Here is a 26,748-nt window from a genome sequence, read left to right on the forward strand (position 1 = left end):
AGACGGTGAGGCGGGTGACCGCACACCTCGGCGTGCACGGCGGCCGGGTGCCGTCGGGGGAGAGGACGGGGAATGACGGTGTTGCTTGCCCAGATCAGCGACCTGCATCTGGACGGCAGTGAGAGGGCCACCGAACGCGCCGGCCGCGTCATGGACCACCTGCGGAACCTGCCGCAGCCCGTGGACGCGCTCCTGGTGACCGGGGACATCGCCGATCACGGCGCGGAAGCCGAGTACGAGGAGGCAGCCCGTCTCCTGGCAGTGCCCTTCCCGGTGCTCACCTGTCCCGGCAACCACGACGTGCGCCCGGCCTACCGCAAGGCCCTGCTCGGAGAGGCCCCGGACGAGGGCCCGATCAACCGCGTCCACCACATCGCCGGGACCGCCATCCTGATGTGCGACTCCACCATCGCCGGCCGGGACGAGGGGAGACTCGACGCCGAGACGCTGGGCTGGATCGACACCGAGCTCAGCGCGCTGCCCGCCGACACCCCGGCGCTCATCGCCTTCCACCAGCCGCCCGTCGAACTCCACCACCCCCTGCCCGACTCCGGCAGACTCGAACAGCCCGAGCAACTGGCCGCGCTGCTGGAGGCACACCCGCAGGTGGTCGCCGTCCTGACCGGACACGCCCACACGGCAGCCGCCTCCACCTTCGCGAACCGCCCCCTGATCGTCGGCCCCGCCATCACCTGGACGCTCCGCATGCCCTGGGAGGGCGACCGCCCGGCCGACCGGGACCAGCCGCCGGCCCTGGCCTTCCACGTCCTGGATGACGATCGGCGCCTGACCACCCACTACCGCGTGGTGCTCTGACCACGTCCGCAGTGGCTCCCCGGCGGCCGGACGAGCGGTGTCACTGCTGCTGGTGGGTGAGGTCGGCAGCGGTGAGGCCCTCCAGAGCCATACCGAGCTGGAGCCCTTCCGCCATGCGACGGCTGATGCGCCGGCGCAAGGTGACGGCGAGATACGCCGCACTCGCCACAGCCGAGCTGTCGGAGGTGCGGCACGCGACAGGCGCCTGGTCGAGGCTGCGTGAGGAGGATGGCGAGGGGTCGTTCAACCGCCCACCTTTCCGGCATCGATGCGCTGTCCCCGCGTCTCGTCCACCACGATCGGGATGCCTTGGGGAATCCGGCCGTCCAGCCGGTCCATCAGGGACTTCACCGGGGGGAGTTCCCCCGGCGTACGGACATGCACGTACAGGGTGCGGGAGTTCGCGTCCACGCTGGTGACGGACGCACCCGGCTGGGAGGCCAGCCACTCCCTCGCCACCTCCTTGGTGCGGCCGGTCCACAGGTTGAGCAGCAGCGTCGCGGCGGTGTTGGCCGCCAGCGGGACGAAGACGACGGCGAACAGCAGCGCCATGGCGGCCGACGTCCGGCCGGCGGGGCGTCCGGCCGCCTTGTCCGCCTCCGCGGCGTATCCGAGCGAGGCGAACACGACCATGCCGGCGAAGACGAGGGCGAAGAGGTTCGACACGAACAGCGCCAGGGATCCCAGTGCCAGCCACCCCGACAGCTTCCCCAGACACACCCCCGTCACCACCAGCGGCGGGACGAGGGAGATGGCGATCGCGACACCGGGCAGCACGGAGGCGACGTCCCGGCGGGCCAGGGCGATCGCGCCCGCCAGACCGGTGGCGAGGGCGGCGACGAGGTCCATCAGGTCCGGCGAGGTCCGGGACGCGATCTGGCTGTTGGACAGCAGGTCGTAGTGGTCGGGCAGCGCCAGCGACATGACCATCCCCAGGGCGACGGCGAGCAGGCCCCCGAGGAGGACGACGGTGACCGAGCCGGTACGGCGGCGCAGGACCGAGCCGAGGGCGATGCCCATGATCGGTGTCGACAGGGGCGCGATGATCATGGCGCCGATCACGGTGGCCGTCGAGTCCGTGAGGACGCCGGCGCCCGCGATGACCGCCGCCAGCGTCAGCATCGTCCAGAAGGCCGACCGCTTGGACGTGGTGTCGCCGGAGCCGAGAATCAGATCCTCGGTCAGTTCGTCCAACGTCCGGCGCTGGGCGGCCGGCAGGACACGGGCACGAGCGCTGCTGAGCATGAGCCCAAACAACCACGACGGGGCCGGCCGGAGCGGGCAGGACACGGCGACGCCGCCGACCGGCATCGGCCGTCGAGCCTTACGGGGCGGACGCCGGTGAGAGGGCGGACGCGTGCCCGTCCCCTCACCCAGCGGGCCCCGGCGGCGCCCCGTCACCCGGTGCTTCCACCTTCCTCCCCTTGCACACGAGGTGCGCCGGAGGCCCTACCGGGAGCCCTTGACCCTCACGCTGCGTCAGGCCGCATAGTCGGGTCCGTGGAGGATCACTGGACCGTGGGACGGGTGGCGGAGCTGGCCGGCGTGACCGTCCGCACGCTGCATCACTACGACGCGATCGGACTGGTGCGTCCGTCGGCGCGCACCGCCAAGGGGTACCGGGCCTACTCGGCCGGGGACGTGGAACGGCTCCGGGAAGTGCTGGCCTACCGGAGGCTCGGCTTCGGCCTGCGGGAGATCGCCGATCTGGTCGGCGACGCGTCGACGGACCCGGTCGCACGCCTGCTCCAGCTGCGCGGTCTGCTGCTGGAGCGGCGTGACCGCGCAGACGCCATGGTGGCGGCCCTCGACAGGGAACTCGAGGCACGAGGAAAGGGACGCACGGTGACACCTGAGGAGCAACTGCAGGTGCTCGGCGCGCGCCTGTACGACACGATCGGCGGCGCCTACACGGCGACACGGCGTACGGAGCCGCGGATCGCCGCGCAGATCCTCGACGCGCTCGGCGACGCGCGGACGGTCCTGAACGTCGGTGCCGGCACCGGCAATTACGAGCCCGCCGGGCGCGAGGTCACCGCCGTGGAGCCGTCGGCGGTGATGCGGAGGCAGCGGCCCGTCGGCTCGGCGCCCTGTGTGGCCGCCGCAGCCGAGAGCCTGCCGTTCGAGGACGGTTCGTTCGATGTCGCGATGGCCGTCTCGACCGTTCACCACTGGGAGGACCCGATAGCGGGGCTGCGCGAGATGCGGCGCGTCGCCCGCCGCGTCGTCGTGCTCACGTTCGACACCGACGAGCCCGGATGGCAGGACCGCTTCTGGCTCACCCGGGACTACCTGCCCGAGTTCGCCACCGTCCTCGAAGGGTTCCCCTCGCTCGCCGGCATGGCCGACGCGATCGACGCCCGTACCGAGCCGGTACCCGTCCCGTGGGACTGTGCCGACGGCCTGTTCGAGGCGTACTGGCGTCGACCGGCGGCGTATCTGGAGGAGCCGGTGCGCCGCGCGATGTCGGTGTGGACGAGGGTCGGGCCGGAGGCCGAGCGACGGGCGGTGGAACGCCTCGGCGACGACCTGGCATCCGGCCGCTGGGCCGAGCGCAACGGCGACCTGACGGACCTCGCGGCGGCAGACCTCGGGCTCCGCCTGCTCATATCGTGAACGAGGCGTCAGACAGCCCGGGCCCACGGCCGCAGCTTCTCCGGGTTGCGGACCACCCAGATGCGGGTGACGGCCCCGTCCACGACCTCGAACGACGCCACCGTCACGACGACGCCGGCCTGCCGCGCCACCAGCCCCGGCGCCCCGTTGACCGACCGCTCCAGCAACTCGAGTCCGGCGGCCTTGTCCGCGATGGCGACCATGTACTGGGCGATCCGCGCGTCGCCCTCGACCGGGCGCAGGACGGTGCCCACCATGCCGCCGCCGTCGGCCGTCATCACGGCTGCCGGGTCGAGTACGCCCACGAGGGCCGCGATGTCCTTGTTCTCCCAGGCCTCCTTGACCCGTCTGACCACGTCCGCCTGATCGGCCGTCCTGGCCGGGGCGCCCGCCGCGCCCACCCGCCTCCGCGCGGACGCGGCCAGCTGCTTGCACGCCGCGGGAGTCCGGCCGAGAACGCCGGCGATGTCGGCGAACGGGTAGCGGAAGACGTCGTGGAGGACGAACGCCACGCGTTCCGCCGGCGTCATCGACTCCAGGACGACGAGGAAGGCCGTGGTCACCGACTCGTCCAGGACGATCTGGTCGGCGGGGTCCCCGGGCGCGGCCGGTTGGGCACCGCCCGCGTGGTGCCACTCGGCACGGTCGGGCAGCGGTTCCGGCAGCCATGCGCCGACGTAGCGTTCACGGCGGGCCCGTGCCGAGCCGAGCAGGTCCAGGCAGATCCGGCCGGTGACCGTCGTCAGCCAGGCGGTGGGGGAGCGTATCTCCTCGCGTCGGCTTCGCGGCAGCCCGTACCAGCGTGCGTAGGCGTCCTGAACCGCGTCCTCGGCCTCGGTCACCGAACCGAGCAACCGGTAGGCGACGTTGACGAGTTGGCGTCGGTCGTCGCCCCTCGTCTCCACTGCGCTTGTCTCCACGGTCCTCATCCTCCCGCCACCCCTCGCCTTACCTTCCACCGGCCTACGTCGTCGTGTGGGTGAACGTGCGTCGATCCATCACCCGAGGGCGGAGAACCCGAGGGCCGACCAGGAGGACTGGGACATGGCCATTCAAGAGACGGCCCGCGTGGCACGCGGCGCCTCGTTCCTGCGATTCGCCATCGCCGTGCAGACGTTGACCATCTTTCTCCAGGCGGTCTCCGCCGGACTACTGCTGACCGCGTCCTACGGTGAGACGCTGCACAGCGTCGGAGCCCGCGTGATGTACGGGGCGTCGATGCTGTACATGCTCGCCGCGGTACTGGCGTGGAAGCCGGGCGGCGGCTCACCCCGGCCCATCCTGCACGCGTCGGGCTTCCTCGTCCTCGCCTCGGTCCAGGTGGTGCTGGGCATCGCGCACGTTCCATCGGTCCATCTGCCCCTTGGTGTCCTGATGTTCGGGCTCAGCGTGCTGGCGCTCGCGCGGCGCTGAGAGACCGTCCGAACGGGGCGGTGTCAGACCGTCCGCGCCCGTGCCGCGGCCGCCAGCACCGACGTCAGGAAGCGGCGCACCGCCTCCAGTTCGCCCTCGTCCAGCCCCTCGGCGGCCGCCACCACCTCGTCGATCAGCGGTCCGAAGAAGTCCCACCCGAGCTGCCTGGCCTTGTCCTCCACCTCCAGCAGGACACGCCGACGGTCGGCGGTGTCCCTGCTGCGCCGGACGAGTCCGAGCCGCTCCAGCCGGTCCACGAGGGCGGTGGTGCCCGCCGAGTTGAGCCGCAGTTGCTCGCCGAGCCGGCCCGGCGTGGCCCGGACGCCTGCCCGCGCCGCGTCCAGCAGGTGGATCAACGCCCGTACATCGGTGGGGTGGAGCCCGCGGCGGGCGGCGAACTCGGCGCCGAGCAGGTCGAATTCGACCGTGACCGCGCGCAGCAGGTGCACCAGCCCCATGAGCGGGTCCTGGTCGCCCTGGTTCTCCATGGGCTCTCCCCTCTTCCGTGGATCTCCGCATAGTATCTCGCTGAGCGAGATAATTGCTGGGCGAGAGGAATACCCCGTGTCCCTGACCGCTTTCGACCTCTCCTACGACGAACTCCGCGCACGCTGGCCCGAACCCACCGAGGAACTCGACGTCGCCACCCCGTACGGACCCACTCGCGTCCACGCCCACGGGCGGGCGGACGGCAGCCCGCTCGTGCTGCTGCCCGGCGGATCGGCCACCGGCCTGGTCTGGTTCGCCAACGCGGCGGCCCTCGGCACGCGCCACCGCGTCTACGCGGTCGACCTGATGGGCGACGCCGGCCGCACCGAACGCCGGGGCACCCCCTTGAAGAACGCCGACGACATGATGGTCTGGCTCGACGCGCTGCTCGACGGGCTGGGGCTCGCGCACACCGACCTGTGCGGCCACTCCTACGGCGCCTGGCTGGCCGCCACGTACGCACTCCATGCTCCGCGGCGTCTCGAGCGCCTCGCCCTCGTCGATCCCACCCAGGTCTTCGCCGGGTTCCGACCGGGCTACCTCCTGCGCGCCCTGCCCACCCTGATCCGCCCGACAGAGGCCCGCGCCCGCTCCTTCCTGGCCTGGGAGACGGCGGACGTCCACCCGGATGAGACCTGGCAGCGCCTCTACGCCCTGGCCTGCACTGTCCCCGGCCGCACGTTCGTCACCGGCGGCCGCCCCCGGGCCGCTGAGCTGTCGCTGCCGGTGCTGGTCCTGCTCGCGGAGCGCAGCCGCGCCCACGACGCCGCCAAGGTCGCGGAGAGGGCCCGTCGAGTGCTGCGGCAGGGCGAGGTGACCGTGCTTCCCGGAGCGACGCACCACTCGCTGCCGCTCACCGCACCCGAGCTGGTGAACGACAGGCTGCTCGGCTTCCTGGACGCAGGGCACCGGACGCCGAGCCGCTGAGACCCGTCCCGGCGGGGGAGGGAGGCGCGCCCCATGTGCGGTCTGCCCAGCGACCGGTAGGATCCGTCGGTCGTCTCACGGGGGAGGAACCATGGCCGAGGGCCGCGAAGTCACCAGCGACAGCGAGGAAACCGGGTCGGAGGTCCAGGGGGACGCGGCGGTGCAGCTGGTGTACCGGCCGCAGCCCGCCGACACGCTGGCCGGGCTCCAGGTCCGGCAGCGGATCAAGCGGTGGGGGCTGATCCTGCGGGTCGTGTTCCTGGTCCTGTGGGTGGGCCAGTGGCTGCTCGGCACGATCAGCCGGGGCGGCGCCGACGCGGTCTCCACGGTGCTGTTCCTCGTCGTCGTTCTGCTGGTGGCCGGTTATCCGCGGCTTCAGGCCGCCCAGGTGCAGCGCCTCGTCGGCTGGCAGGGCGAATACCGGACCTCCGTGTCCGCCGCCGGGATCACGACCAGCAGCGACCACACCACGCTCATCCAGAAGTGGTCGGTGTACCAGGGCTACCGCGAGACGAAGGGGCACTTCGTCCTGCTCAGCCGCGACCCCAACATCCTGTGCGTCGACGTCCTGCCCAAGCACGGGCTGAGCACGCCCGACGATGTCGCCCGGCTGCGGGGCCTCCTGGACCGGTGCACCAAGCGGGTCTGACGCCGTTCACGGTCAGGGCCGTTCGTACAGCTGGAGGACACCGGCCAGGGAGAAGCATGCCGCGCCGAGGAAGGTGCCCCAGTTGGCGATGTCGGCGTTGACCAGGCTGCCGGTGGCGGGACGGGTGTAGGCGGCGAGCGCCGAGACCATGAAGAGGACCGAGCCGAGCTGGTTCACGGCGACGATCCACCAGCCGAGATCGCGGCGCCGCAGACAGGGCCATGCGCGGTGGCAGATCTCGACGAAGCCGAGGTGGCCGGAGATCAGGAACAACAGGCAGCCGACCACGTCCGGGGCCCAGATGAGCCGGTTGACCTGCTGCACGCTCAGGCCCTGGAGGAACGAGTCCAGCAGATCGACGCCGAACACCAGCGTCCCGGCGAAGAGGACGAACGTGCTCAGCCAGTCCACCCGCCCGGGCTCGTAGCTCCACCAGCGCCAGGCACGGGTGAACAGGCGCCCCTCACCGCCGGGTTCATGACGTGGGGCGTTGACGACCTGGAGCAGGGAGGCATAGCCGCCGGTGGTGAAGAACAGGCCGCCGGCGAAATAGATCGAGGCACAGGTGGTGGCGTCCCCGGAGCCGACCTGCGCGACACCGGCACCGGCCGCGAAGAGCGCGCCGCCGAGGACGAAGGCGATCGCCGCGATCGCGTTGAGCCTGCGCAGACGGCCCAGCGCACGATCGTCACCGCTGACGTACCGGCCGGCCGGGGCTCCGGACGGGCCGGCCGCGAGGACGCCCCGGCGCCGGGCGGGCCGCGACTCCCAGACGGCGGTGCCGCCGCCGGGCGGCTGCCACGTGAGCCGCGTCGTGAACGGCCCCGCGCCCTCGGCGCGCTGCTCGGGGGGCGTCATGCGAGTGGGGTGGCGATGTCACGGAACACGGGTCGACTCTGCCAGAGCACCGGCCGCGGAACCGGGATTGCCCGGGGTGCATCCGTATGACTCCACCGTCTGACTTCACCGTCTCTTTGACCAGGGAGCGAGCGACGTCGGTTCCCGGATTCGGGGCGTCCCGGTCAGGGAGTGGACCTCAGCGGCGGCGCCTGCCATGTCAGCGTGGGCGGCTGGAGCAGGGGCGAGGGCTCGGGCCCAGGGTCTTCGGTGTCGACGACTCCGGCGGCCGTGGGGTCGAAGCCGACGGGCCAGCGGGTCTGCTCACTGGCCAGGGCGCCGGTCAGGCGTGCTCCGCCGAGGTCGGCGGTGCTCAAGTCGGTGCCGCGCAGGTCGGCCATACGGAGGTCGGCGCGGTGGAAGACCGCGCCATGGGCGTCGGCCTTCCGCAGGTTGGCCTCGCGCAGGTCGGTCTCGGTGAAGTCGGCGTCACGCAAGTCGGTCTGCACCAGCTTGGCGGCCCGTAGGTCGGCCAGAACGCATCGAGCGCGGCGGAGAACCGCAGTCGTGAGGTCGGCGTGCCGCAGGTTCACCGAGACCAGGGACGCCTGGGTCAGATTGGCGCGGTAGAACCCCGCCGCCTCCATGCAGGAGCGGTCGAAGTTGACCTCGGGGAACCACAGTCCGTCGCAGTCGGCCCGGCGCAGGTCGGTGATGCTGAGGTTGACCCAGGACTGCTCCCGGCGCCGGCACAGAACGCCGAGTCCGGTCAGGGCCACTTGGGCGTCGGCGGAGCGGGTCTCCAGGGGTGCGATGTCGTTGATGGGCGCGTCCACCGCCGGTGCTTCCGGCCCGGCGGGCGGCCAGGGCAGGTGTGTTCGCAGGTACGCGGCCTGGATGGAGATGACGGCCTCCCGGTCGCGGGCGGACTGCTCGGCGATCCGCCACAGCGCGTGCAGGCCACCGACGCGCACATCCAGCTTGTCGCTGCCGAGCTGGTCGACGGCCCGGCTGAACCGATCGGTGACGTAGCCCTCCTGGGCGGCGCGCAAACTGTCCTGACTCACCCGCAGTTGCCTCCAGGTGGCGTAGGCGCCGAAGAGCACGACCAGGCCGCCGACCACCTGCAGAAGCGTCGTACGGATGTCGTTCACCGCCTTCAGGCGGTCCTCGGCGGCGACGCTCGCGCCGCCGAGATCGTGGTCGACCACCACGCCCGGCAGTACGACGAACAGCGTGCCCAGCGTGACCAGTCCCGCCCCGGCCAGCAGACCTGCGGCCAGACGACGCCTGACCGGCCCGTCGTGCCACCGCCGCCGCCCGCCGTCCGGTTCCCCCATCTCCATGGGCACGGGAGCCTAGGCGTCACCCAGAAGACGATCAAGGCTGCCGTGCACCGGCCTGAGGTGTGCGAACGACCTTGTGGGTTCGGTCAGTTGCTCCCGGCCGGGTCAGATGACGCGGAAGAGATCGGCGGCCGCGTGGACGTCCGTGAGGTCCTCGATGGAGCGCAGGTTGTCGCACAGGGCGTCCAGGACCGAGCCGCCGGCGGCCGCCGGCGGGACTCCGACGGCCGCGCCGAAGACCCGGAAGCCCAGCCGGCGCTTGGTCTCCTTCCACTGGTGCATCCACGCCTCGGTGACGTCACAGTCGTCGTCGGTGATCAGCACGATGTCGCCGCGGGAGCGGGAGGCGTCGTCGAACTCCTGCTGCAGCAGGTCGGCCGCCGCGCCCAGTGGTCTCTGATAGTCGGTGCCGCCGCCGAGAAAGGTCTCCGCGAACTCAAGGACGCGCTCGACGCGCGCGGGCTCGTCGGCCGGGAACCGGAACACCTGGAGCTTGTCGGCGGCGGAGAAGAGGATGCCGACGAAGTCCCGCCGGGCGTGACGGGCCTGGTCGAGGAGCGCCAGGGCGCACCCCTTGGCCCACGCCTCCCTGGTGACGCCGCCGGGGCCCGCCTCGTACATGGAGTGCGAGGTGTCGACGCACGCGATGATCGCGCCGCGCCCCGACCTCTGGTCGCCCCGGCTGTCGTACAGCATGAGCTCGCCGGCGGCGTAGCGCGCGGCGAACACGGCGCGCAGCTCCGGCAGGCCGAGGTGGGCCAGTTCGGAGGGGACGATGCGCGAGAGGTCGTTGCCGAGGGTGACGCCGATCAGCTCGCCGCTCGTGTGCTCCACCTTGCGGGCGCGTTCGCCGCGAGCCATCTGCCGGAAGCGGCCGATCAGGTCGGCCCACCGGGCGAGGTGGCTGGAGGCCAGCCGTTCGGCGAGCCGCATCCGTTCGGCGAACGGCATCCGCTCTGTCTGGCCGGGACCGACGCCCCACGCCCGCATCAGGTCGGCTTCCCTGCGTGCGGCCGTGGCGGCCCGGGCCGCTGCCGCGTGGGAGACGGCGCGGAGGCCGGGGGCTGCGGCGGCCAGGGCCTGTGTGGCGGTGTTCATGGCCTGCCGAGCTGCCATGCGGGCCGCCTCGGCGGCTTGCCGCAGAGCGTGGCTGTCCGCTTCCCCCGGTCGGTCGTCATCTTCCGGTCCGTCGTCATCCTCGGGTCCGTCGTCCGCCCGCCGCAGTGCCTCCGCCAGCTCCGCCGCCGCCCTGTCGGCCTCCCACTGGGCCCGACCGGCGTCGTCCGCCCGGCTCTGGGCCTCGTCGGCGCCTTCCAGGACGCGGCGCAGCGCGGGCGCCAGGGCGAGTACGGACATGGCGGCCGCGTACGGATCTCCGGCTGTCGTCCGCCGCAGTTCGGTGAACTCAGGGGGCTCCGTGAGCGAGGTGAGGACGTGATGGTTGACCAGCCGGGTGGGGTCCAGCGTCGCGGGGTCGCGCAGCCGTGGCCGGGCCTGGTAGGCGGCCAGGAACACGTCGGTCAGCAGGTCGGGCGCGCCTTCGTGGCGCGCGCGCAGCTCTGCGGCCAGATCGCGCAGGGCGGTCGACTGGGCGCGGGTGTCCTGCCATGTGGCGATGTCGAAGCGGTCCGCGACCACGGTCAGCGTGTGCCGCTGAACGGGGGCGGCGGGCGGTGCCGTCGGCGGGCCGGAGCCGGGCGGTGTGTCGGTCACGGGTGCGCAGTCCTGGAGCCGGGGTCGGAGGTCGGAGGCCAGGGGCCGGGGAGGGGGGAGTGTCAGGGCTGGGCGTCCACCATGCTGGTGTCCAGGCCGAGGGCCTCCGTGAGCACGCGGGCGCGCACCGCCCGCTGGCGGAGCGTGACGCGGTCGATCGTGGTCGTGGAACGCCCGGCGCCCGCGGCCTCCGTGCGGAGCTGCTCCAGACGCTTCCCGGCCATGGCGAGCTTGTTGTGGGCGTTCTTGATGACCCAGTCGCTCAGCGCCTCACGGGACTGACCGGCCATGGCGTCGAGCTGGGTCTCCAGTTCGTCGAGGGTGTCGGCCAGGTCGAGCGCCTCCTTCGCGTCGGGGTTGACCAGGTGCAGCACTTCGCGCTCGACGACGGGGCGTTCGGCGGGGGAGTTCCACAGCACGTGGGTCAGCACCGGCAGGTCGGTCTCGGTGACCTCCGGGCGGCCGTCGACGTACGCGGACGCCTGGAGCAGGCTGACCGCCTGCCGCCAGCGCCGGTCGGAGGCGATGAGTTCCTTGCGCCGCAGAGCGGCCCGCAGGGTGCAGACGGCGTCGACCATGGCGTCGGGGACCTCGATCGCCGGGACCGCTCTCGTCACGGCGTCCTGCAGCTCGCTGAGGTGGATCGTCGTCGGGGCGGAGGCCGGCGCCGGTGCGCGGACGACGGAACGGACGAGGGCGGCGAAGTTCGAGGGATCGGTGAGGTAGCCGACCTCGATCCGTACCAGCAGGCGGTCGTAGATGGCGGCCGCGTCCTCCTCGTCCGGCAGCTCGTTGCTCGCGGTGATGGCTCCGATCAGAGGGCACCGGATCGGCTCTCCACCGTTCTCCGGGTGGTAGATCCGCTCGTTGAGGTAGCCCAGGGTCTCGTTGAGTGCCGCCGTGGAGCACTTGAATATCTCGTCGATGAACGCCACATGGGCGGTCGTGGCGCGGCCCTCGTAGACCTGGCGGTACTCGCCGCGGGCCAGGGCGCCGACGTCGATGGGGCCGAACATCCTGGTGGGAGCGGTGAACTTGGACAGCAGGATCTCCCAGTAGGAGGCGCCTTCGACCCTGCCGGTGATGTCCCGGGCGAGCTCGGACTTCGCCGTCCCCGGCGGGCCGAGCATCAGGGAGTGCTGGCCCGCGAGCAGCGTCACGACGAGGGTGCGCACCACGTCGTCCCGTTCGTAGAAGCGCTCCGACAGCTCGCCGATGATCGTCCGCAGCTTCCCGGCGGTGGCCTGCGCGTCGGCTTCACTCATGTGTCTTCTTCACGGCTCCATGGTCGGGCGGGCTGGGGACTGATCGCACGGTTCTCGAACATATCCGGCGAGACGACTTGCACGGGCCGGTTCCGTGCAGCGGGCGCGTTCCTTCGGTGCCGGAAGGACGGCCGGCGGGCTACCGCCCCGAGGGCCTGCCGTCGTACTCCTGCTGCGCGGACAGGACCTCGTCGCTGTGCTCGACCGTCCAGTCGTACAGGCGCGTGAAGGGTTCACGGAAGGACTCGCCGAGCGGTGTGAGGGAGTACTCCACGCCGACGGGTGAGGTCTCCAGGACGCGGCGCCGGATCAGGCCGTTGCGTTCGAGTCTGCGCAGCGTCTGCGTGAGCACCCGCTGGGTGACGCCCTCCAGTTGCCGCTTGATCTCGTTGAAGCGCGTCGGCTGCTCCAGGACCGCCAGGACCATCATCGACCACTTGTCGGCGATCTGGTCGAGGATGGGCCGGCTCGGGCACTCGGCGCTGAACCGCGGCATGGGGCGGGGCGTCAGGGACGTGGCGTCGGTATCCATCACGATCCTTGGTTGTCGAAAAGTGCGTTATTGACCGTCCTCGACGCAGAGCCGAGGGTAGGTATCCATCGCAAACCTACTGGCTCATCGCAAACCTTGGAACAGTCATGAATCTGGACCTGTACACGACGCTGCGTGTCGCCGTCGACGCCGGAGTCGCGCGGATCACCTTGGACAACCCTCCGGTCAACGTGCTCAGCGGCACGATGATCCGCGAACTCCACGACGTGCTGGGGGCGTTGGAGGGCGACGACTCGGTCCGGGTCATCGTGTTCTCCAGCGCCGACCCCGAGTTCTTCCTCGCCCACGTCGACATCCACATCCTCGACGAGATGGACGACCTCCAGGCGATCGCGGACCGCAACCCGGACGCCAACCTCTTCCAGGGAGTCGGTGAGCTGCTCCGCCACCAGCCCCAGGTGACGATCGTCAAGCTCGCGGGGACAGCACGCGCGGGTGGCGCCGAGTTCGTCGCGGCGGCCGACATGACCTTCGCCGCGCGGGAGACGGCGGGCATCGGCCAGAGCGAGGTGCTGATGGGCATCGTGCCGGGCGGCGGCGGAACGCAGTACCTGCGCGAGCGGGTCGGTCGCAACCGGGCACTGGAGCTGCTGCTCACCGGTGACCTGGTGGACGCGGACACCGCGGCCGCCTACGGATGGATCAACCGGGCGGTTCCGGCAGCGGAGCTGGACGCGTTCGTCGACCAGGTCGCTGAGAGGATCGCCGCGCTGTCGCCGCGGCTCATCGCCGCAGCCAAGCGGCTGGTCCCCCCGACGGACCTGAGCGACGGCCTTCGAGCGGAGAACGACGCATGGGCCGAGCAGGTGAGCGGCGACCTGCCCGCCCGGCTCATGGCGGGAGCCCTGGAGCACGGTGCGCAGACCCCCGCGGGCGAGCGCGATCTGGAATCGGTGATGCGGCGCGTCGCCGCCGACCTGTAGGCGCGCCGCGCGGCCCGCGCCCACAACACCCCACTCTGCACGCCATATCGAGGAGAAGAACCGATGAAGGCGGCCTTCTACGACCGTTCCGGCCCAGCCAAGGACGTGCTCAGGGTGCTCGACGTCGAGCGTCCCGAGCCCGGCCCCGGCCAGGTCCGCGTCCGTGTCGCGCTCAGCGCGATCAACCCGGGCGACATGTTCCTGCGCAGGAACTCGACCCCGCAGGACTTCCGTCCCGTCGGCGAACACACCGGCCGCATCCCGCACCAGGACGGCACAGGCACGATCGACGCCGTCGGCATCGGCGTCGACCCGGGCCGGATCGGTGAACGCGTCTGGATCTGGATGGCCGGCGCGGGCCATCCCTGGGGGACCGCCGCGGAATGGACCGTACTGCCGTCCGAGCAGGCCGTCGCACTCCCGGACGGCGTCTCCGACGAACTCGGCGCCTGCCTCGGCATCCCGGCGATGACCGCGCACTGGTGCCTGCACGCCGACGGCTCACCGCACGACCGGACCGTGCTCGTCGCGGCCGGTGCGGGCGCCGTCGGGCACTATGCGATCGAACTCGGCCGGCTCGCGGGAGCCCGGATCGTGACCACGGTCAGCGGCTTGGAGAAGGCCGCGATGGCCAAGGCGGCGGGCGCGGACCTCGTCGTGAACCACCGCGAAGCCGACGCCGCCCGGCAGATCCTCGAAGGGGCCGGACCCGTCGACCGGATCATCGAGGTCTCGCTGAACGACAACCTCGAACTCGACCTGGCCGTGGCGAGTCCGGGAGCGGTGATCGTGACCTACGCGGCGCAGCCCGACGACCCGACGCTGCCGGTCTTCCGGCTCATGTGGGCCAACCTGGTGCTGCGGTTCGCGCTGTTCCTCACCGAACCGAGGGACGCGCTGCTGCGCGCCGCCAAAGAGATCACCGCGGCCCTGGAGGACGGCGCTCTCACACCGCTGCCGGTGCACTCCTTCAGTCTCGACGACGTGGGCGTCGCACACGAGGCCGTCGAGAAGGGCCTCCTCGGGAAGGCCGTAGTCGACCTGCGCTGATCGTGCCGTGCCGGACCGCGGCCCGTGCGGACGTCCCGCACACCGCGTCGGGCACACCGCGTCGTGTCACAGGCGGAAGGGCTGTCTCGTCTCGGGAGGTGAAGCACACCGACGAACCCGGAGGAGCACACGATGGACGCGCGACTGAACCTCTTCGCCGGCCCGACCGCCGGCAAGGCGCTCAAGCACTTCATGGCGGTCGGCCAGGGACTGAAGGAATCGCCGCTGCCGGCCGCGACACAGGAACTGGTGGCACTGCGCGTCAGCCAGATCAACGGGTGCGCCGCCTGCATCGACATGCACACCAAGGAGGCCGCCGCGGCCGGGGAGAGCCCGGTTCGTCTGCACCTCGTCGCGGCCTGGCGGGAGGCGACGGTCTTCACCGAGGCCGAGCGCGCCGCGCTCGCCCTGGCGGAGGAGGGAACCCGCCTCGCCGACGCGGCCACCGGGGTCAGTGACGACGTCTGGGAGCGCGCCGCCCGGCACTACGACGAGGACCAGCTGGCGGCCCTCGTCCTGCTGGTCTCCTTCATGAACACGGCGAACCGGCTGAACATCATCACCCGGCAGCCGGCCGGCGACTACCAGGTCGGCCAGTTCCACTGAACAAAGCGGCGGGCGCACCGCCGGGACAGTGGATGATCTTCGAAGGACGCCTGGCCGGCCGCCGTCCGGCCAGGCACACGGACCGCAGGGGGAAGACAGCGTGAGCAAGGTCGAGGAGTTCGAGGAGCTGCGGCCGCTGCTGTTCTCGATCGCGTACCGCATCCTGGGCAGCGTGGGCGAGGCGGAGGACGCCGTGCAGGAGACCTGGCTCCGCTACGACGCCTCCACCACCCGCCCCGTGTCGCCCAAGGCGTTTTTGTCAGCCACGGTGACCCGGATCGCGATCGACGTGCTGCGCTCCGCCCGTGTGCGCCGGGAGGAGTACGTCGGACCGTGGCTGCCCGAGCCGCTGCTCGACGATCCCTACGAGGACCCGGCCCGCGCGGCCGAGCTGGCCGACTCGGTGTCCATGGCGGCCCTGCTCCTCCTGGAGCGGCTCAGTCCGCTGGAGCGGTCGGTGTTCGTGCTGCGGGAGGTCTTCGCCTTCGGCTTCGACGACATCGCCGCGGCGGTGGGGCGCTCGGAGGCGGCGTGCCGGCAACTGCTCGTACGGGCCCGTCGCCACATGAACGAGGGACGGCCCCGGTTCGAAGCGGACAGGCGGGAGCGGCAGGAGCTGGCCAGGCGGTTCTTCGAGGCACTGGCGCGGGGCGACGTGGACGGACTGCGGGAGCTGCTGTCCGCCGACGTCCAGCTCGTCGGGGACGGCGGTGGCAAGGCGCCGCAGCTGGCCAGGGCCGTCGCCGGCGCCGAGAACGTGGCGCGGCTCCTCGCCGCCGTCTACCCGCTGATGGCCCAGGTCGACATCACCTTCGAGACGCGCGAGGTCAACGGCCAGCCGGGCGCGCTGTTCCGCGACCGCGACGGCAAGGTCCTCCACATCATCGCCCTCGACGTCCTCGACGGGGAGATCCGGACGGTCCGCTCGGTCATCAACCCCGACAAGCTCAGCCATCTCGGCCCGGTCGCCGACGCCTGGGCCGTCGACCAGGAGGTGAGGAAGGCCCGCAGGCGGACGCGCTGAACCGTCGAGAGGATGGAGTGTCCCAGGAGCCGGAAGGGGCAGGAGGAAGCAAGGCAGCGAAGGGTCGGCACTCGCGGGGCCATGGGCGGGTGCGTCGAGGAAGCAGGGGAGGTTCGGGCCGTGTTCGAAGGCTTCGAGACCACGCGGGTCCAGCTCGACGAGGCGTCCATCCTCGTCCGCCACGGCGGCGAAGGGCCGCCCCTGGTGCTGCTGCACGGACACCCCCGCACATCCGCGACCTGGCATCGCGTCGCCCCGCTCCTCGTCCGGCGCGGTTTCACCGTGGTGTGTCCCGATCTCCGCGGGTACGGCCGGTCCACCGGACCCGCGCCCACCGCCGACCACGCGGGGTACTCCAAGCGGGCCGTCGCCGGTGACGTCGTCGAGGTGATGCGCACCCTCGGCCACACCCGGTTCGCACTCGCCGGGCACGACCGCGGAGGCGCTGTCGCACTGCGCCTCGCCCTCGATCACCCGGACACGGTCTCGCGGGTGGCGCTGCTCGACTGCCTGCCCCTCAGCGAGCATCTGTCCCGGATCACGGCCGAGTTCGCCACGCAGTGGTGGCACTGGTTCTTCTTCGCCCAGCCCGACATCCCCGAGCGCGTCATCAACGCCGACCCGGACGGCTGGTACCGCGGTGACCCCGAGACGATGGGACGCGAGAACCACGACGAGTGGCGCGCGGCCACGAGGAACCCGGCCGTGGTCCGGGCCATGCTGGAGGACTACCGGGCCGGTCTCACCATCGACCGGCGGCACGAGGAGGAGGATCGCGCGGCCGGGACACGGGTCCGGTGCCCGGCGCTCGTCCTCTGGTCGCTCCGGGACGACCTCGAGGACCTGTACGGCGACCCGGTCAGGATCTGGCGGCAGTGGGCACCGGACGTGCGCGGTCACGGCATCGACGCCGGGCACCACGTGGCCGAGGAGGCCCCGGACGCGCTCGCTGCCTCCCTCGGGGACTTCTTCGCCGTACGACCTCAGTGAAGCCCTTCGGGGAACTGCGCACCCACCTACGCGACATCGGGCCGTGTCATCAGCGGCGACCGCAGGTGCAGCTCCAGGCGGGGGCCGGTCAGGGGCACCGTGCTCCAGGTGGCGGACGCCCTGCCCGACTCCCCGTCGACAACCAGACGGACGCGATGGGGGGTGGTGATGACGTAGAGGTCGGCGACGAAGGTGCCGCCCTGCCAGGCCCCGGCCGCCACCACGGGCCGGCCGAGCGGGGAGCTCTCCCGCCAGCCGCCGTGGCCGACCTCGACGCCGAACAGCGACTCGAACCGTACGAGCCATCCGCCGTCGGTGCTGTCGACGGTCACCGTCGTCCCGTCCGGCAGTGCCGAGCCGTCGGTGGACGTGTCGAGCACGGCGCTGACGGAACCCGGAGCACCGGCCGAACCCGGCACCGGAGACGCCGAACCCGGCACCGGAGACAAGGACAGCCTCCTCAGCCGCTCGGCGAGCTGCTCGTCGTCCAGGTCGGATCCCGGCTGGTCCAAGCCGGGCAGCAGGCAGTCCCAGAGGGCGTCGAACAACGCCTGCGCTTCCCCTTCGGCGGTCACGGCGACCACGAGGTCGTGCGACGGCACCACCACACACTGCTGTCCGAAAGCACCGTGCCCGTGGTACCCGTGACGTGACATCCAGAACTGATAGCCGTAGCCACAGGAGAAGTCGGCCTGTTCGGTTCCGTCCTCGAACGGCTCGCAGTCGATGTGCCGTCCCGTCGCGAGCTCCACCCATGCGCGTGGGACGAGCTGTTGGCCGTCCCAGACGCCCCCGCGAAGAAGCACCTCACCGAACGCGGCGACGGCCTCCGTCGTGAGGTGCAGTCCGTGGAATCCGAAGACGGCATCGCTCTTCACCCGGTCCCATTCGGCGTGATCCACGCCCATCGGCCTGAAGAGGCGGTCGTCGAGGAAGTCGTCGAGGCCGCGGCCCGTGACCGCTTCCACCATCCGGGCCAGGAGGAAGGTGGTGGAGTTGTCGTAGGTGTGCCGCGTGCCCTCGGGCACGGCGAACGGCAGCCTCAGGAAACCCTTCACCAGGTCGTCCGGTTCCAGCTCCCAGGCGTCGGCCAGGCTGTCCGTGGGATGGCCGGCCGTCATGGACAGCAGGTGGTGGACGGTGATCCGGCGCGCCTGCTCCGTGATGCCGTCCGGGACATGGCCGGGCAGCACGTCCACCACCCGGTCGTCCAGAGACAGCAGCCCGTCGGCGATCGCCAAGCCCACGGCGACCGACGTGAACGACTTCGTCAACGAGTAGAGCAGGTGGGGCCGTTCGGCGGAGTACGGCGCCCACCAGCCCTCGGCGACGACGTGACCGCGGCGCACCACTATGAGGGAGTGGCACTCGATCGGCGCCGCCTCCAGCCGGTCCAGCAGGGCGGCGATCGAACGGGACGACACCCCGGAGGCGGCCGGTGTCGAACGCGGCAACAGGGCACGCTGAGAGGCTATTCGGGCACCCTAACGAGGCGCCGTTGCGACGCCCAACCGAAGATCCCCGCCCGCCTTGGGTGAGGTCAGGTCAGTGCATGAGCTCGAGATGGCGGTGGCGCGGCGAGGCCGGGCAGATGTAGAGCTGCTGGGCGTATCCGCTGCCGATCTGGACCTTGGTGGGTTGCCCCGGATCGTAGGCGTCGGCCCCGGCTGACCGCTGGCCGGACGGCTCATACGGCTGCCAGCTGCTGTCGTCGTCGTCCTCGAACGTGGCGATGGTCAGCAGGGCGTCCATGGCGTGGCCGCAGTCGGGGCACGTGCGGGGACGGGGGTCGGTGGCACCCCAGCGGGGCCAGCCGCCGACCTTCCAGCCCGGTGCACCGGCGAGCTCGTTGTCGTAGTACTGGGGCAGGAACGAGCTGAGGTCGCTCTCGTCGGCCTCCGAGAGCTCCTCCTCGAAGCCGCGCTCGAAGGATGCCCGCAGGTGGGACATGGCGGAGCCGACCGCATGCGAGGCGTGCCAGACGCTCCAGTCGGTGAGCCGGCCCTGGAGCTCCTTGCTCAGCTCGAGGTGGTCGGGATAGTCGGTGACCTGTTCGGGATGGAGCAGGCAGGGCTCGGGCAGGTAGTCGTGGAACTGCATCGCGGGCGGCTCGGGCGGCGCCGTGAGGATGTCGGTGACGGCCGCCGCGTCACGCCAGAACAGCGCGGTCCTGGGCATGATCGGGTGATCGAAGGGACACCACAGGACCTGGAGCACGTCCGCCCCCTGCGGTGGGTTCAGATCGGGCACATCCCGCGCATGGAGCTGCGCCACCGGCAGCATCGCCATGGGCCCCTCCGGCGGGCCGGCAGGCGGCTGCCCCGGCGCCCTGCGACGGGGGGCCATGCGCAGGAGGGCCTGCTGCTCCTCCTCGGTCAGGCTTCTCACGCGCTGGGCGGCGAGGAGGTGCCGTCTCAGCCGTACGGAGGCCGGGGAGGGGGCGAGGTTGAGGCCGTCGACGACATGGGATTCCTCGCAGTGCGGCCATGGCTCGTCGGCGGGCCACAACAGGGGGCCACCGACGGAGCTGTCCTGCGGGGTGGGTGATCCGGGGCGGGGATGCAACCGTGTCGCCGTGCGTGCCAGCGGCGCGAGTTGGGGGAAGACCTCGGTGACGTCGAAGGGGCGCGGCGGGGTGGTCGGGCTGGTCGGGGGCATCCTCATGACCTCGATCATGCCAACCGCCACTGACAACGGGCCGGGACGGCGCAACGATCGGGCGGCTGCAGGCCAGGGCGACCGGGCGACTCATGCCGCCGCCGCGACGCCGAATCCGATGGCGATGAACAGCCACCCGGTCGTCAGCTCCCAGCGGTGGCGGACCCTCGGGCGGTCCAGGAGCGCACGCAGCCGAGCGGCGACGGCGACCAGGGCGAACCAGTACGCGACGCCGATGAGCACGTCCAGGATGCCGAGCAGGAAGATCTGCCGTGTCGTGGAGCCGCCGCCGTCGACGAACTGGGGCAGGACGCTGAGGAAGAACAGCGCCGCCTTGGGGTTGAGCACGTTGGTGAGGAAGCCCTGCGCGAACCCGGACCGCCACCGGCTGCGGGAGGCGTCCTCAACAGCCGCCGACGCCCCGATCGGACGGGCCGTATCGCGTCCTGCTCGCAGTCGCCGCGCGGCGAGCACCGCACGGACCCCCAGCCAGACGAGATAGGCGGCGCCCGCGAGCTTGATCGCCGTGTACACCACCGGTGAACGGGCGGCGATCAGGGACACGCCGACCGCGGCGGTCAGCATGTGCACGCACAGTCCGCCCTGTGCGCCGAGCGCGGCCGCCCGTCCCTTGGCGGGGTGCTCCGTGGCAGATCTGACGACCACGAGGAGATCGGGTCCTGGAACGACGTAGGCCACCAGCACCACACCGAGGAAGCCGAGGAGATCGACCGACATCCGCACCCCTAGTCTCGACGGCCGGTCGAGTACCCCGGGCCCCGCCGCCTACGGGTACTCGCCCACAAAGCGCCCGAACTCCTCCAGGAGACGGTCCGATGCGGCCCGCATGGCACTGGCCGTCATGCCCGCGACGTGCGGGGACAGCGTGCAGTACGGGTTGTCGGCGAGCGGTGAGGAGAAGACCGCCCCCTCGTTCTCGAAGACGTCGACCGCGGCACGGGCGGGTCCGGCGCCGGGATCCCGCAGCGCCCGGTCGAGTGCTGCCTCCCGTACGACGCTCGCCCGCGCCGTGTTGATCAGTACCGAGCACGGCCGCATGAGGCGCAACTCCCGTGCCCCGATGAGACCTTCGGTCTCGGCAGTCGCCGGCACGTGGACCGACACCACGTCGCAGCCGGTGAGAAGCTCCGTCAGGGTTTCCACCCGCCGCCCCGGCCAGCCCGCCGCCCGTTCCGGCGTGAACCGCAGCGACCCGAAGACCCACACCTCGGCGCCGAACACGCGTACAAGCTCGGCGGTGCGCCGGGCGATGGCTCCGGAACCCACCAACCCCACCCGCGCGCCGTCCAGGCTGCTGGCCGGAAGGCCCTCCACGGCCGAACTCCACGAACCCGCGCGCAGGTTGCGGTCGCGTCGCGCGACGTCCCGCAGTGCGTCAAGCATGAGCGACACGGTCAGTTCCGCCACGGCACCCGCGTTGACGCCCGCCGTCGTGCGAACGGAGACCCCGAGGCGCTGCGCCGCCACGAGGTCGATGGTGTCGGTGCCGGCAGCTGCCCTCCCCACCAGCACGAGACGCCGCTCCAAGCCGCCCGCCGTCGCCCGCTCGAGCACCTTCCGGGTGAGCGGAATTCCCGCCCGGCACTTCAGGGCGTCGAAACCGCGCTCTCCGTCCTCGAGTTGATGAGCCAGTTCCTCCTCGGCGAAGCCGTCGAAGTCCACGGTCTCCCAGTCCGCCTCGATCCGGGCACGCAGCGAAGCGTCGTTCACGCGCCGCAGATTGACCGTCGGCTTCATGCCGAGTCCTTCGAGGGCGATGAGCTCAGGAAGAGCCTGCTCGCCGAGGGCCGGGTCGACGACGAGGACACGGAGGGGCGCGGCATGATGCCGGTCGGGTCGTCGCACGCGTTCAGCCCGCCGAAGGGCTCTGCGCGACAGCTCGTGCCGCGGTGAGTGCTCGCTGTCTGAGGTCACCGCCCATCAACTGGATCAAGGTGGCGTCCAGGATGGCGTCGCTGTCGATGGTCCGACGCGAGGGCAGGGCCCGGTGGGAGGTGGCCGGGGGGAACGAGGGCGGGGCGGCATCGCCCGGCGTCCCGATGTTGACGGACGCCCCCATGCTGACGGAGCCAAAACGCTGAATCCCACCCTCGCGGACCACCATGGCCGCGTCCCGGGCCAGGTCCGTCAGAAACACGCTCGCGATGCCGTCCAGGTCCCGGACCATCGCGGGGACGGCGGTCACCCCCTGACTCCGCAACAGCCGCTTGACTCCCGCTTCGAACCTGTGGGCTCCGGCCACAGCACTCGGTTTGCGCACTCCTCTGCGCTGACGCGCCGTCACGACCACGCCGTCGGCGTCGCGCAGGACGCCGGTCAGTCCTCGGAACGTGGGGCTGAAGTCGTACCACCTGACCCCCACCTCGAGCTCGACGTTCCGGTCGATCGCCGCGATCAGGTCCTGAGGGACGAGTTTCTTCCGGTCTTCAGCGGCCGCCGCCGTCCTGGCCCCATGGATGATCTCCGTCAGCACCGTCCGCGTCACCGCTGCGGCGGCCCGCGAGGCCGACCGGGAGAGGTGCATCGGCGTCACGTCCCTGAACACCGCTTTGACCAGCGCGGGCTTGAACGTCCAGCTGTCCACGACCGAGGTCATCAGAGGAACCGCTCCCACTCACCGAAGTTGTCAGAGGCTCACACTGCACCACGCGGAGCCACACATCATGAGTCCGATTCAGCTGTGTCGTGCATCACAGGCAGGCCATGTCACGTTCACGCCCCCCGCCCCCATCTGGTGGGCGTCAGCACGCGAACCGAGGAGGACGGAACGATGAGCACGCATCAGGAGACGGGCACGGCGGGCGCGCACCACGTGGTGATCCTGGGGGCCGGATACGCCGGCATGGCCGCCGCGATTCAGCTCGCGGCACGGACCAAGCGGCGCGACGACGTGGAGGTGACCCTGGTGAACGCGCAGGACCGGTTCACCGAGCGCATGAGGCTCCACATGACGGCGACCGGGCAGCGGCTCGCCGAACTGAGCATCCCGGAACTGCTGGAGGGCACACGCGCGCGGTTCGTGCGCGGCTGGGTGACGGCGGTGGACCCCGACACGAGGACCGTCCGCGTCGACGACGACCGCGTCCTGGCCTACGACACGCTCGTGTACGGCCTGGGCGGCGTCGCCGACACCTCGGCGGTGCCGGGGGCCGACGAACACGCCCACACCCTGAGCGGCGCCCAGGACGCCGAGTTGCTGGCCGAGCGCCTGGCCAGGCTGGGCAGCGGCACCGTGGTGGTCGCGGGCAGCGGCCTGACCGGTATCGAGTCGGCTGCGGAGATCGCCGAGCGGCACCCCGAGCTGAACGTCGTCCTGCTGGGCCGGCAGGAGCCCGGAGCGACCCTGAACCGGAAGGCCAGGTCGTATGTGCACGACGCACTCGGCCGGTTGGGCGTCGAGGTGCGCGCCGGCGTCGAGGTGGTGAAGGTGCTTCCCGACGCGGTCGAGTTGGCGGACGGGGAGAGCATCGCGGCCGACGTGGTGCTGTGGACGAGCGGCACACGGACGTCGCCGCTGGCGGCCGCCGCCGGGCTGACCGTGGACGAGCACGGGCGCATCGTCACCGACGCCGCGCTGCGCTCGGTGTCCCACCCCGACGTGTACGCGATCGGTGACGCGGCCGCGATCCGGCAGGGCTACGGCGTCATGCACGGGACCTGTCAGGGCGGCATGCCGACCGGTGTGCACGCGGCGCTGTCGATCGACCGGGTGCTCCGGGGCCGGGAGCCCAAGCCGTTCCGGTTCGGCTACTACCACACGCCGGTGAGCCTGGGGCGTCATGACGCCGTGGTGCAGTTCACGCGGCCCGACGACAGTCCGCGCCGGTTGTGCCTGACCGGGCGCACGGCCGTCCGGTACAAGGAGACGGTGACCGCCTCGCCCTGGCCGACGTACGGTCGTATGAAGAAGATGCCCGCCTCGGGCGCGTTCTGGCCCCGTGGGGGCCGCTTCACCCGGCTCCGGGGGACCAAGTGACCGAACCGACCGCCGCCGCCCCTGACGAGCAGGCCTTCCACCAGCACCGACGGCTGCTGTTCTCCGTGGCCTACCGTGTCCTCGGCAGCGCGGCCGACGCCGAGGACACGGTCCAGGACGCCTGGATCAAGTGGTCCGGCGCGGACCGCTCGCAGGTGGCCGACCCCAAGTCGTACCTGACGAGGATCGTCTCGAACCTGGCGCTGGAACGGCTGCGTTCCGCCCGGCACAAGCGGGAGACCTACGTGGGCCCGTGGCTCCCGGAGCCCGTCCTCACCGCGGGGGATGCCTCCGAGGCCGTCCTGGACGCCGAGTCGGTGTCGATGGCCATGCTGGTGGTGCTGGAGACGCTGAGCCCGCTGGAGCGCGCGGTGTTCGTGCTGAAGGAGGTCTTCGGCTTCAGCCACGCGGAGATAGGCGAGGCGCTGGAGCGTTCCGAGTCCGCGGTGCGGCAGGCCGCGCACCGGGCCCGGGAGCACGTGCGGGCCCGGCGCCCGCGCTTCGCCGCCGACCGGTCACGGCAACGTGAGGCGACCGAGCGGTTCTTCGCGGCCGCGACCGGCGGTGACGTCAACGCCCTGATGGAACTGCTGGCACCGGACGTCACGTTGTGGACCGACGGCGGGGGCAAGGTCCGCCAGGCGCTGCGACCTGTGGTGGGGGCGGGCACGGTGGCGTCCTGGTTCGCGGCCATCGGCACCGTCACCTACCAGGGCGTCGAGCCGGCCGACATGAAGGCGGAACTCGTCGAGATCAACGGTGGGCCGGGGATCGTGTTCAGCGGCCCGGCGGGTGTGATCGCGACGGTCACCTTCGACTTCGGCGCGGACGGCCGTATCACCGCCCTCCACAACGTGGCCAACCCGGACAAGCTCCGGGCCGTCGCCGACGGCACCGCGTACGACCTGTCGTCGCACTGAGCACCGCCGTGCTCCGTAGGGGGACGAACTGCCGTCCGGCGTGTCGTGCCGATCTCAGGCGAAGTCCGCGGGAGTGATGCCGTCGGCGTGTCCCGTCGGCCACTCTACCAGCTCGATCCGGTAACCGTCGGGATCCGTGAGCCACGAGGTCTTCGGACCGTCGGGGCCACCGGGGTGCTCGAGGGGTCCGGGCCTCAGCCCGGCCTCCACGAGCCGCCTCAGCGTGACGGTCAGTTCCTCCACCTGGATGGCGAGGTGGTCGAAACCGCTGCTCACGTCGACCCGTCCGTGGCCGGGGCGGTGGACCAGCTCGAGGGAGGCCGCCGGTTCGTCGGGGAACTTCAGGAGCACGAGGTGGGCGCCGTCGCCGAGAGCGACCTTGCCCAGCTCGGCGTAACCCAAGGCGGTGTAGAAGCCGAGCGAACGGTCCAGGTCGGTGACGCGGTAGGAGACGAACAGGGTCTTCACGCGACCTCCTCGGGTCGGCGCACCCGGAAACGGAGGTGCGTGACGTCTCGGTCCTCGAGGCGGCGGACCAGTTCCAGCTCGGTGCGTTCGCCGCCCAGGTGGTCGAACAGGCGTAGACCGTCCCCGAGCAGAACCGGAACCAGATGGATCTCCATCTCGTCCAGCTGTCCGGCGCGCAGAAGCGCCTGGGCCGCCCCCGCCCCGTGGACCATCACCGCCCGGTCTCCCGCCGCCGCGCGGGCCCGGCGGGCGCAGTCCTCGACGTCGGTGACGAAGCGCGCGTGTCCGGGGGGCACGTCCTCGGCGTCCACCTCATGAGTGAGTACGAAGATCGGCACACCGTCATGGTGATCGCCCTGCCAGCGTCCGGCGAGCTCGAAGGTGCGACCCCCGGAGATCACGGCACCGGTCGCCAGCGCCTCGCGGTAGACCTGACCGCTCGGCCCGTCGGACTCCCGGTCGTCGAGCCAGTTGAAGAGACGGCCGCCGCCGCGTCCCAGTTCCTGGCCCGGCCGGTCGTCCGGACCGGCGATGCAGCCGTCGAGCGACATCGACATGTACAGCCGGATCGGTCCGTCCATGGCTGCCTCCAGCCTTCACGCCCGGTGTCCGGCACGCTCTCGTTCCTCGACGCTCCGGGCTCGTGAGAAGGAAGACACTCATCGCACCTGCGGTCATCGGCGCCGCACGTTGTCCCTGAGGTGCCGCACCCGGTCGCCTCGGATGGCCACGTGAGGCTCCTCCAGCAGGAGCTGCCCGTCGATGCTCCGAGATGGCTTCATGCCCGAGCCGACGTGCCCGGCGGTCGGCACGCGTGCCGCCGATGAGTTTGCGGCGGTCCTGCCGTCTACCCCTCGACGAAGGGAGCGCACCATGCGCAAGATCATCGTTTGCACGTTCCTGACGCTGGACGGCGTCATGCAGGCGCCGGGTGGCCCGGACGAGGACAAGGAGAGCGGCTTCGAGTACGGCGGCTGGCAGAAGCCGGTGGACGACGACGAGGTCGGCACGGCCATCAGCGGCTGGTACGACGACTTCGACGCGATGCTGCTCGGCCGCAAGACGTACGACATCTTCGCGGCCTACTGGCCCAACGCCGACCCGGGCAATCCGTTCACCGACCGGATGAACGGCATGGACAAGTACGTGGCGTCCCGGACCCTGACGTCCGTCGAGTGGCGGAACTCCCACCTGCTGCAGGGCGACGTCGTCGACGCCGTGCGCGAGCTGAAGGCGTCCGACGGTGGCGACATCAGCGTCGTCGGCAGCGGCGACCTCGCCCAGACCCTCATGCGGCACGGCCTCGTGGACGAGTACCGGCTGACCATCCATCCCGTGATCATCGGCACCGGGAAGCGCCTGTTCGCCGACGGAGCCATCCCCACCGCACTGGAGCCGGTGAGCGTGACGACGACCAAGGGAGGAACCGTCGTCGGTGTCTACCGCACGAACGGGCAGCCCACCTACGACAGTTACTAAGGCCGCCGC

The 26,748-nt window shown here is 71.4% G+C and carries 29 protein-coding genes; 13 read left to right on the forward strand and 16 right to left on the reverse strand.

Features of this window, described 5'->3' with window-relative positions; all coding sequences use genetic code 11:
• Positions 1 to 72 precede the first annotated feature (72 nt).
• Positions 73 to 816: a metallophosphoesterase gene (locus ACFV46_RS12090; protein ID WP_385497952.1), complete on the forward strand. Its 744-nt coding sequence runs from the start codon at positions 73 to 75 to the stop codon at positions 814 to 816.
• 40 nt (positions 817 to 856) lie between these two features.
• On the opposite strand, the gene ACFV46_RS12095 is transcribed toward ACFV46_RS12090, so the two are convergent.
• Both ACFV46_RS12095 and ACFV46_RS12100 read right to left on the reverse strand, forming a co-directional pair.
• Complete coding sequence (locus ACFV46_RS12095) at positions 857 to 985, reverse strand: hypothetical protein (protein ID WP_385497953.1); 129 nt, start codon at positions 983 to 985, stop codon at positions 857 to 859.
• A 74-nt stretch (positions 986 to 1,059) separates the two neighbouring features.
• Positions 1,060 to 2,061 (reverse strand): DUF389 domain-containing protein, encoded by a 1,002-nt coding sequence (locus tag ACFV46_RS12100; protein ID WP_361932719.1) that lies wholly within the window; start codon positions 2,059 to 2,061, stop codon positions 1,060 to 1,062.
• A gap of 273 nt (positions 2,062 to 2,334) precedes the next feature.
• Between ACFV46_RS12100 and ACFV46_RS12105 the strand changes: the two genes are divergently transcribed.
• The gene (locus ACFV46_RS12105; RefSeq protein WP_385498041.1) at positions 2,335 to 3,432 is read left to right on the forward strand and encodes a MerR family transcriptional regulator; all 1,098 of its coding nucleotides are present in this window, start codon (positions 2,335 to 2,337) and stop codon (positions 3,430 to 3,432) included.
• 8 nt (positions 3,433 to 3,440) lie between these two features.
• Here the strand turns inward: ACFV46_RS12105 and sigJ are convergent, their stop codons facing one another.
• The gene (gene sigJ / locus ACFV46_RS12110; RefSeq protein WP_385497954.1) at positions 3,441 to 4,361 is read right to left on the reverse strand and encodes an RNA polymerase sigma factor SigJ; all 921 of its coding nucleotides are present in this window, start codon (positions 4,359 to 4,361) and stop codon (positions 3,441 to 3,443) included.
• A 115-nt stretch (positions 4,362 to 4,476) separates the two neighbouring features.
• Here sigJ and ACFV46_RS12115 point away from each other — a divergent pair, with 115 nt between their 5' ends.
• On the forward strand, positions 4,477 to 4,845 hold the full coding sequence (locus tag ACFV46_RS12115; RefSeq protein ID WP_385497955.1) for a hypothetical protein: 369 nt from the start codon (positions 4,477 to 4,479) through the stop codon (positions 4,843 to 4,845).
• Positions 4,846 to 4,868: 23 nt separating this feature from the next.
• Here ACFV46_RS12115 and ACFV46_RS12120 read toward each other — a convergent pair whose 3' ends face one another.
• Positions 4,869 to 5,333 carry a MarR family winged helix-turn-helix transcriptional regulator gene (locus tag ACFV46_RS12120; RefSeq protein WP_385497956.1) on the reverse strand — a complete coding sequence of 155 codons (465 nt, stop codon included), beginning with the start codon at positions 5,331 to 5,333 and terminating at the stop codon, positions 4,869 to 4,871.
• 76 nt (positions 5,334 to 5,409) lie between these two features.
• Between ACFV46_RS12120 and ACFV46_RS12125 the strand changes: the two genes are divergently transcribed.
• Together ACFV46_RS12125 and ACFV46_RS12130 are read left to right on the forward strand one after the other, a co-directional pair.
• Entirely contained in the window at positions 5,410 to 6,261 is an 852-nt protein-coding gene (locus ACFV46_RS12125; RefSeq protein WP_385497958.1) for an alpha/beta fold hydrolase, read from the forward strand.
• 91 nt (positions 6,262 to 6,352) lie between these two features.
• Positions 6,353 to 6,910: a YcxB family protein gene (locus ACFV46_RS12130; protein WP_385497959.1), complete on the forward strand. Its 558-nt coding sequence runs from the start codon at positions 6,353 to 6,355 to the stop codon at positions 6,908 to 6,910.
• A gap of 12 nt (positions 6,911 to 6,922) precedes the next feature.
• Here ACFV46_RS12130 and ACFV46_RS12135 read toward each other — a convergent pair whose 3' ends face one another.
• The 5 genes from ACFV46_RS12135 to ACFV46_RS12155 form a co-directional block, all read right to left on the reverse strand.
• Positions 6,923 to 7,768 carry a hypothetical protein gene (locus tag ACFV46_RS12135; RefSeq protein WP_385497960.1) on the reverse strand — a complete coding sequence of 282 codons (846 nt, stop codon included), beginning with the start codon at positions 7,766 to 7,768 and terminating at the stop codon, positions 6,923 to 6,925.
• A gap of 164 nt (positions 7,769 to 7,932) precedes the next feature.
• Positions 7,933 to 9,087 (reverse strand): pentapeptide repeat-containing protein, encoded by a 1,155-nt coding sequence (locus tag ACFV46_RS12140; protein ID WP_385498042.1) that lies wholly within the window; start codon positions 9,085 to 9,087, stop codon positions 7,933 to 7,935.
• Between the two features lie 111 nt (positions 9,088 to 9,198).
• Positions 9,199 to 10,806, reverse strand: coding sequence for a VWA domain-containing protein (locus ACFV46_RS12145; RefSeq protein WP_385497961.1), 1,608 nt, complete (start codon positions 10,804 to 10,806; stop codon positions 9,199 to 9,201).
• A 62-nt stretch (positions 10,807 to 10,868) separates the two neighbouring features.
• Complete coding sequence (locus tag ACFV46_RS12150) at positions 10,869 to 12,071, reverse strand: AAA family ATPase (RefSeq protein ID WP_385497962.1); 1,203 nt, start codon at positions 12,069 to 12,071, stop codon at positions 10,869 to 10,871.
• A gap of 139 nt (positions 12,072 to 12,210) precedes the next feature.
• Positions 12,211 to 12,603, reverse strand: coding sequence for a helix-turn-helix domain-containing protein (locus tag ACFV46_RS12155; RefSeq protein WP_361932743.1), 393 nt, complete (start codon positions 12,601 to 12,603; stop codon positions 12,211 to 12,213).
• Positions 12,604 to 12,710: 107 nt separating this feature from the next.
• On the opposite strand from ACFV46_RS12155, the gene ACFV46_RS12160 reads away from it, so the two are divergent.
• The 5 genes from ACFV46_RS12160 to ACFV46_RS12180 all read left to right on the forward strand — a co-directional run bounded on the left by ACFV46_RS12160 (position 12,711) and on the right by ACFV46_RS12180 (position 17,217).
• Positions 12,711 to 13,547: an enoyl-CoA hydratase/isomerase family protein gene (locus tag ACFV46_RS12160; RefSeq protein ID WP_385497963.1), complete on the forward strand. Its 837-nt coding sequence runs from the start codon at positions 12,711 to 12,713 to the stop codon at positions 13,545 to 13,547.
• 63 nt (positions 13,548 to 13,610) lie between these two features.
• Positions 13,611 to 14,597 (forward strand): NADPH:quinone reductase, encoded by a 987-nt coding sequence (locus ACFV46_RS12165; RefSeq protein WP_385497964.1) that lies wholly within the window; start codon positions 13,611 to 13,613, stop codon positions 14,595 to 14,597.
• 132 nt (positions 14,598 to 14,729) lie between these two features.
• Positions 14,730 to 15,203 carry a carboxymuconolactone decarboxylase family protein gene (locus ACFV46_RS12170; RefSeq protein ID WP_385497965.1) on the forward strand — a complete coding sequence of 158 codons (474 nt, stop codon included), beginning with the start codon at positions 14,730 to 14,732 and terminating at the stop codon, positions 15,201 to 15,203.
• A gap of 100 nt (positions 15,204 to 15,303) precedes the next feature.
• Positions 15,304 to 16,227 carry an RNA polymerase sigma-70 factor gene (locus ACFV46_RS12175; protein ID WP_385497966.1) on the forward strand — a complete coding sequence of 308 codons (924 nt, stop codon included), beginning with the start codon at positions 15,304 to 15,306 and terminating at the stop codon, positions 16,225 to 16,227.
• Between the two features lie 120 nt (positions 16,228 to 16,347).
• Positions 16,348 to 17,217 (forward strand): alpha/beta hydrolase, encoded by an 870-nt coding sequence (locus tag ACFV46_RS12180; protein ID WP_361932757.1) that lies wholly within the window; start codon positions 16,348 to 16,350, stop codon positions 17,215 to 17,217.
• Positions 17,218 to 17,243: 26 nt separating this feature from the next.
• Here the strand turns inward: ACFV46_RS12180 and ACFV46_RS12185 are convergent, their stop codons facing one another.
• The 5 genes from ACFV46_RS12185 to ACFV46_RS12205 form a co-directional block, all read right to left on the reverse strand.
• A complete protein-coding gene (locus ACFV46_RS12185) occupies positions 17,244 to 18,671 on the reverse strand; it encodes a serine hydrolase domain-containing protein (protein ID WP_385497967.1) in 1,428 nt (475 codons plus the stop codon).
• A gap of 91 nt (positions 18,672 to 18,762) precedes the next feature.
• Positions 18,763 to 19,881, reverse strand: a complete 1,119-nt coding sequence (locus ACFV46_RS12190; protein WP_385497968.1) for a hypothetical protein — start codon at positions 19,879 to 19,881, stop codon at positions 18,763 to 18,765.
• Positions 19,882 to 19,965: 84 nt separating this feature from the next.
• The gene (locus ACFV46_RS12195) at positions 19,966 to 20,613 is read right to left on the reverse strand and encodes a LysE family translocator (RefSeq protein WP_385497969.1); all 648 of its coding nucleotides are present in this window, start codon (positions 20,611 to 20,613) and stop codon (positions 19,966 to 19,968) included.
• 48 nt (positions 20,614 to 20,661) lie between these two features.
• A complete protein-coding gene (locus tag ACFV46_RS12200; protein WP_385497970.1) occupies positions 20,662 to 21,741 on the reverse strand; it encodes an NAD(P)-dependent oxidoreductase in 1,080 nt (359 codons plus the stop codon).
• A 4-nt stretch (positions 21,742 to 21,745) separates the two neighbouring features.
• The gene (locus ACFV46_RS12205; RefSeq protein ID WP_385497971.1) at positions 21,746 to 22,492 is read right to left on the reverse strand and encodes a hypothetical protein; all 747 of its coding nucleotides are present in this window, start codon (positions 22,490 to 22,492) and stop codon (positions 21,746 to 21,748) included.
• A 174-nt stretch (positions 22,493 to 22,666) separates the two neighbouring features.
• Here ACFV46_RS12205 and ACFV46_RS12210 point away from each other — a divergent pair, with 174 nt between their 5' ends.
• On the forward strand, positions 22,667 to 23,872 hold the full coding sequence (locus ACFV46_RS12210) for an NAD(P)/FAD-dependent oxidoreductase (RefSeq protein WP_385497972.1): 1,206 nt from the start codon (positions 22,667 to 22,669) through the stop codon (positions 23,870 to 23,872).
• Complete coding sequence (locus tag ACFV46_RS12215; protein ID WP_376728247.1) at positions 23,869 to 24,792, forward strand: RNA polymerase sigma-70 factor; 924 nt, start codon at positions 23,869 to 23,871, stop codon at positions 24,790 to 24,792. The genes ACFV46_RS12210 and ACFV46_RS12215 overlap by 4 nt, the downstream gene beginning before the upstream one ends.
• Before the next feature lie 54 nt (positions 24,793 to 24,846).
• Here the strand turns inward: ACFV46_RS12215 and ACFV46_RS12220 are convergent, their stop codons facing one another.
• Together ACFV46_RS12220 and ACFV46_RS12225 are read right to left on the reverse strand one after the other, a co-directional pair.
• Complete coding sequence (locus ACFV46_RS12220) at positions 24,847 to 25,260, reverse strand: VOC family protein (protein WP_385497973.1); 414 nt, start codon at positions 25,258 to 25,260, stop codon at positions 24,847 to 24,849.
• Positions 25,257 to 25,841, reverse strand: coding sequence for a dihydrofolate reductase family protein (locus ACFV46_RS12225; protein ID WP_385497975.1), 585 nt, complete (start codon positions 25,839 to 25,841; stop codon positions 25,257 to 25,259). The genes ACFV46_RS12220 and ACFV46_RS12225 overlap by 4 nt, the downstream gene beginning before the upstream one ends.
• 292 nt (positions 25,842 to 26,133) lie before the next feature.
• Here ACFV46_RS12225 and ACFV46_RS12230 point away from each other — a divergent pair, with 292 nt between their 5' ends.
• Complete coding sequence (locus ACFV46_RS12230; RefSeq protein WP_376728244.1) at positions 26,134 to 26,739, forward strand: dihydrofolate reductase family protein; 606 nt, start codon at positions 26,134 to 26,136, stop codon at positions 26,737 to 26,739.
• Positions 26,740 to 26,748: the final 9 nt, after the last annotated feature.

The sequence above is a fragment of the Streptomyces sp. NPDC059852 genome (assembly GCF_042731455.1).
Taxonomy (GTDB): Bacteria; Actinomycetota; Actinomycetes; order Streptomycetales; family Streptomycetaceae; genus Streptomyces.

Coding starts and splice junctions, on each gene's coding strand:
- ACFV46_RS12190 (WP_385497968.1), bottom strand. CDS start 19,881: ATGAGGATGCCCCCGACCAGCCCGACCACCCCGCCGCGCCCCTTCGAC.
- ACFV46_RS12115 (WP_385497955.1), top strand. CDS start 4,477: ATGGCCATTCAAGAGACGGCCCGCGTGGCACGCGGCGCCTCGTTCCTG.
- ACFV46_RS12165 (WP_385497964.1), top strand. CDS start 13,611: ATGAAGGCGGCCTTCTACGACCGTTCCGGCCCAGCCAAGGACGTGCTC.
- ACFV46_RS12160 (WP_385497963.1), top strand. CDS start 12,711: ATGAATCTGGACCTGTACACGACGCTGCGTGTCGCCGTCGACGCCGGA.
- ACFV46_RS12205 (WP_385497971.1), bottom strand. CDS start 22,492: ATGACCTCGGTCGTGGACAGCTGGACGTTCAAGCCCGCGCTGGTCAAA.
- ACFV46_RS12130 (WP_385497959.1), top strand. CDS start 6,353: ATGGCCGAGGGCCGCGAAGTCACCAGCGACAGCGAGGAAACCGGGTCG.
- ACFV46_RS12120 (WP_385497956.1), bottom strand. CDS start 5,333: ATGGAGAACCAGGGCGACCAGGACCCGCTCATGGGGCTGGTGCACCTG.
- ACFV46_RS12170 (WP_385497965.1), top strand. CDS start 14,730: ATGGACGCGCGACTGAACCTCTTCGCCGGCCCGACCGCCGGCAAGGCG.
- ACFV46_RS12140 (WP_385498042.1), bottom strand. CDS start 9,087: ATGGGGGAACCGGACGGCGGGCGGCGGCGGTGGCACGACGGGCCGGTC.
- ACFV46_RS12090 (WP_385497952.1), top strand. CDS start 73: ATGACGGTGTTGCTTGCCCAGATCAGCGACCTGCATCTGGACGGCAGT.
- ACFV46_RS12230 (WP_376728244.1), top strand. CDS start 26,134: ATGCGCAAGATCATCGTTTGCACGTTCCTGACGCTGGACGGCGTCATG.
- ACFV46_RS12135 (WP_385497960.1), bottom strand. CDS start 7,768: ATGACGCCCCCCGAGCAGCGCGCCGAGGGCGCGGGGCCGTTCACGACG.
- ACFV46_RS12100 (WP_361932719.1), bottom strand. CDS start 2,061: ATGCTCAGCAGCGCTCGTGCCCGTGTCCTGCCGGCCGCCCAGCGCCGG.
- sigJ (WP_385497954.1), bottom strand. CDS start 4,361: ATGAGGACCGTGGAGACAAGCGCAGTGGAGACGAGGGGCGACGACCGA.
- ACFV46_RS12195 (WP_385497969.1), bottom strand. CDS start 20,613: ATGTCGGTCGATCTCCTCGGCTTCCTCGGTGTGGTGCTGGTGGCCTAC.
- ACFV46_RS12210 (WP_385497972.1), top strand. CDS start 22,667: ATGAGCACGCATCAGGAGACGGGCACGGCGGGCGCGCACCACGTGGTG.
- ACFV46_RS12155 (WP_361932743.1), bottom strand. CDS start 12,603: ATGGATACCGACGCCACGTCCCTGACGCCCCGCCCCATGCCGCGGTTC.
- ACFV46_RS12225 (WP_385497975.1), bottom strand. CDS start 25,841: ATGGACGGACCGATCCGGCTGTACATGTCGATGTCGCTCGACGGCTGC.
- ACFV46_RS12150 (WP_385497962.1), bottom strand. CDS start 12,071: ATGAGTGAAGCCGACGCGCAGGCCACCGCCGGGAAGCTGCGGACGATC.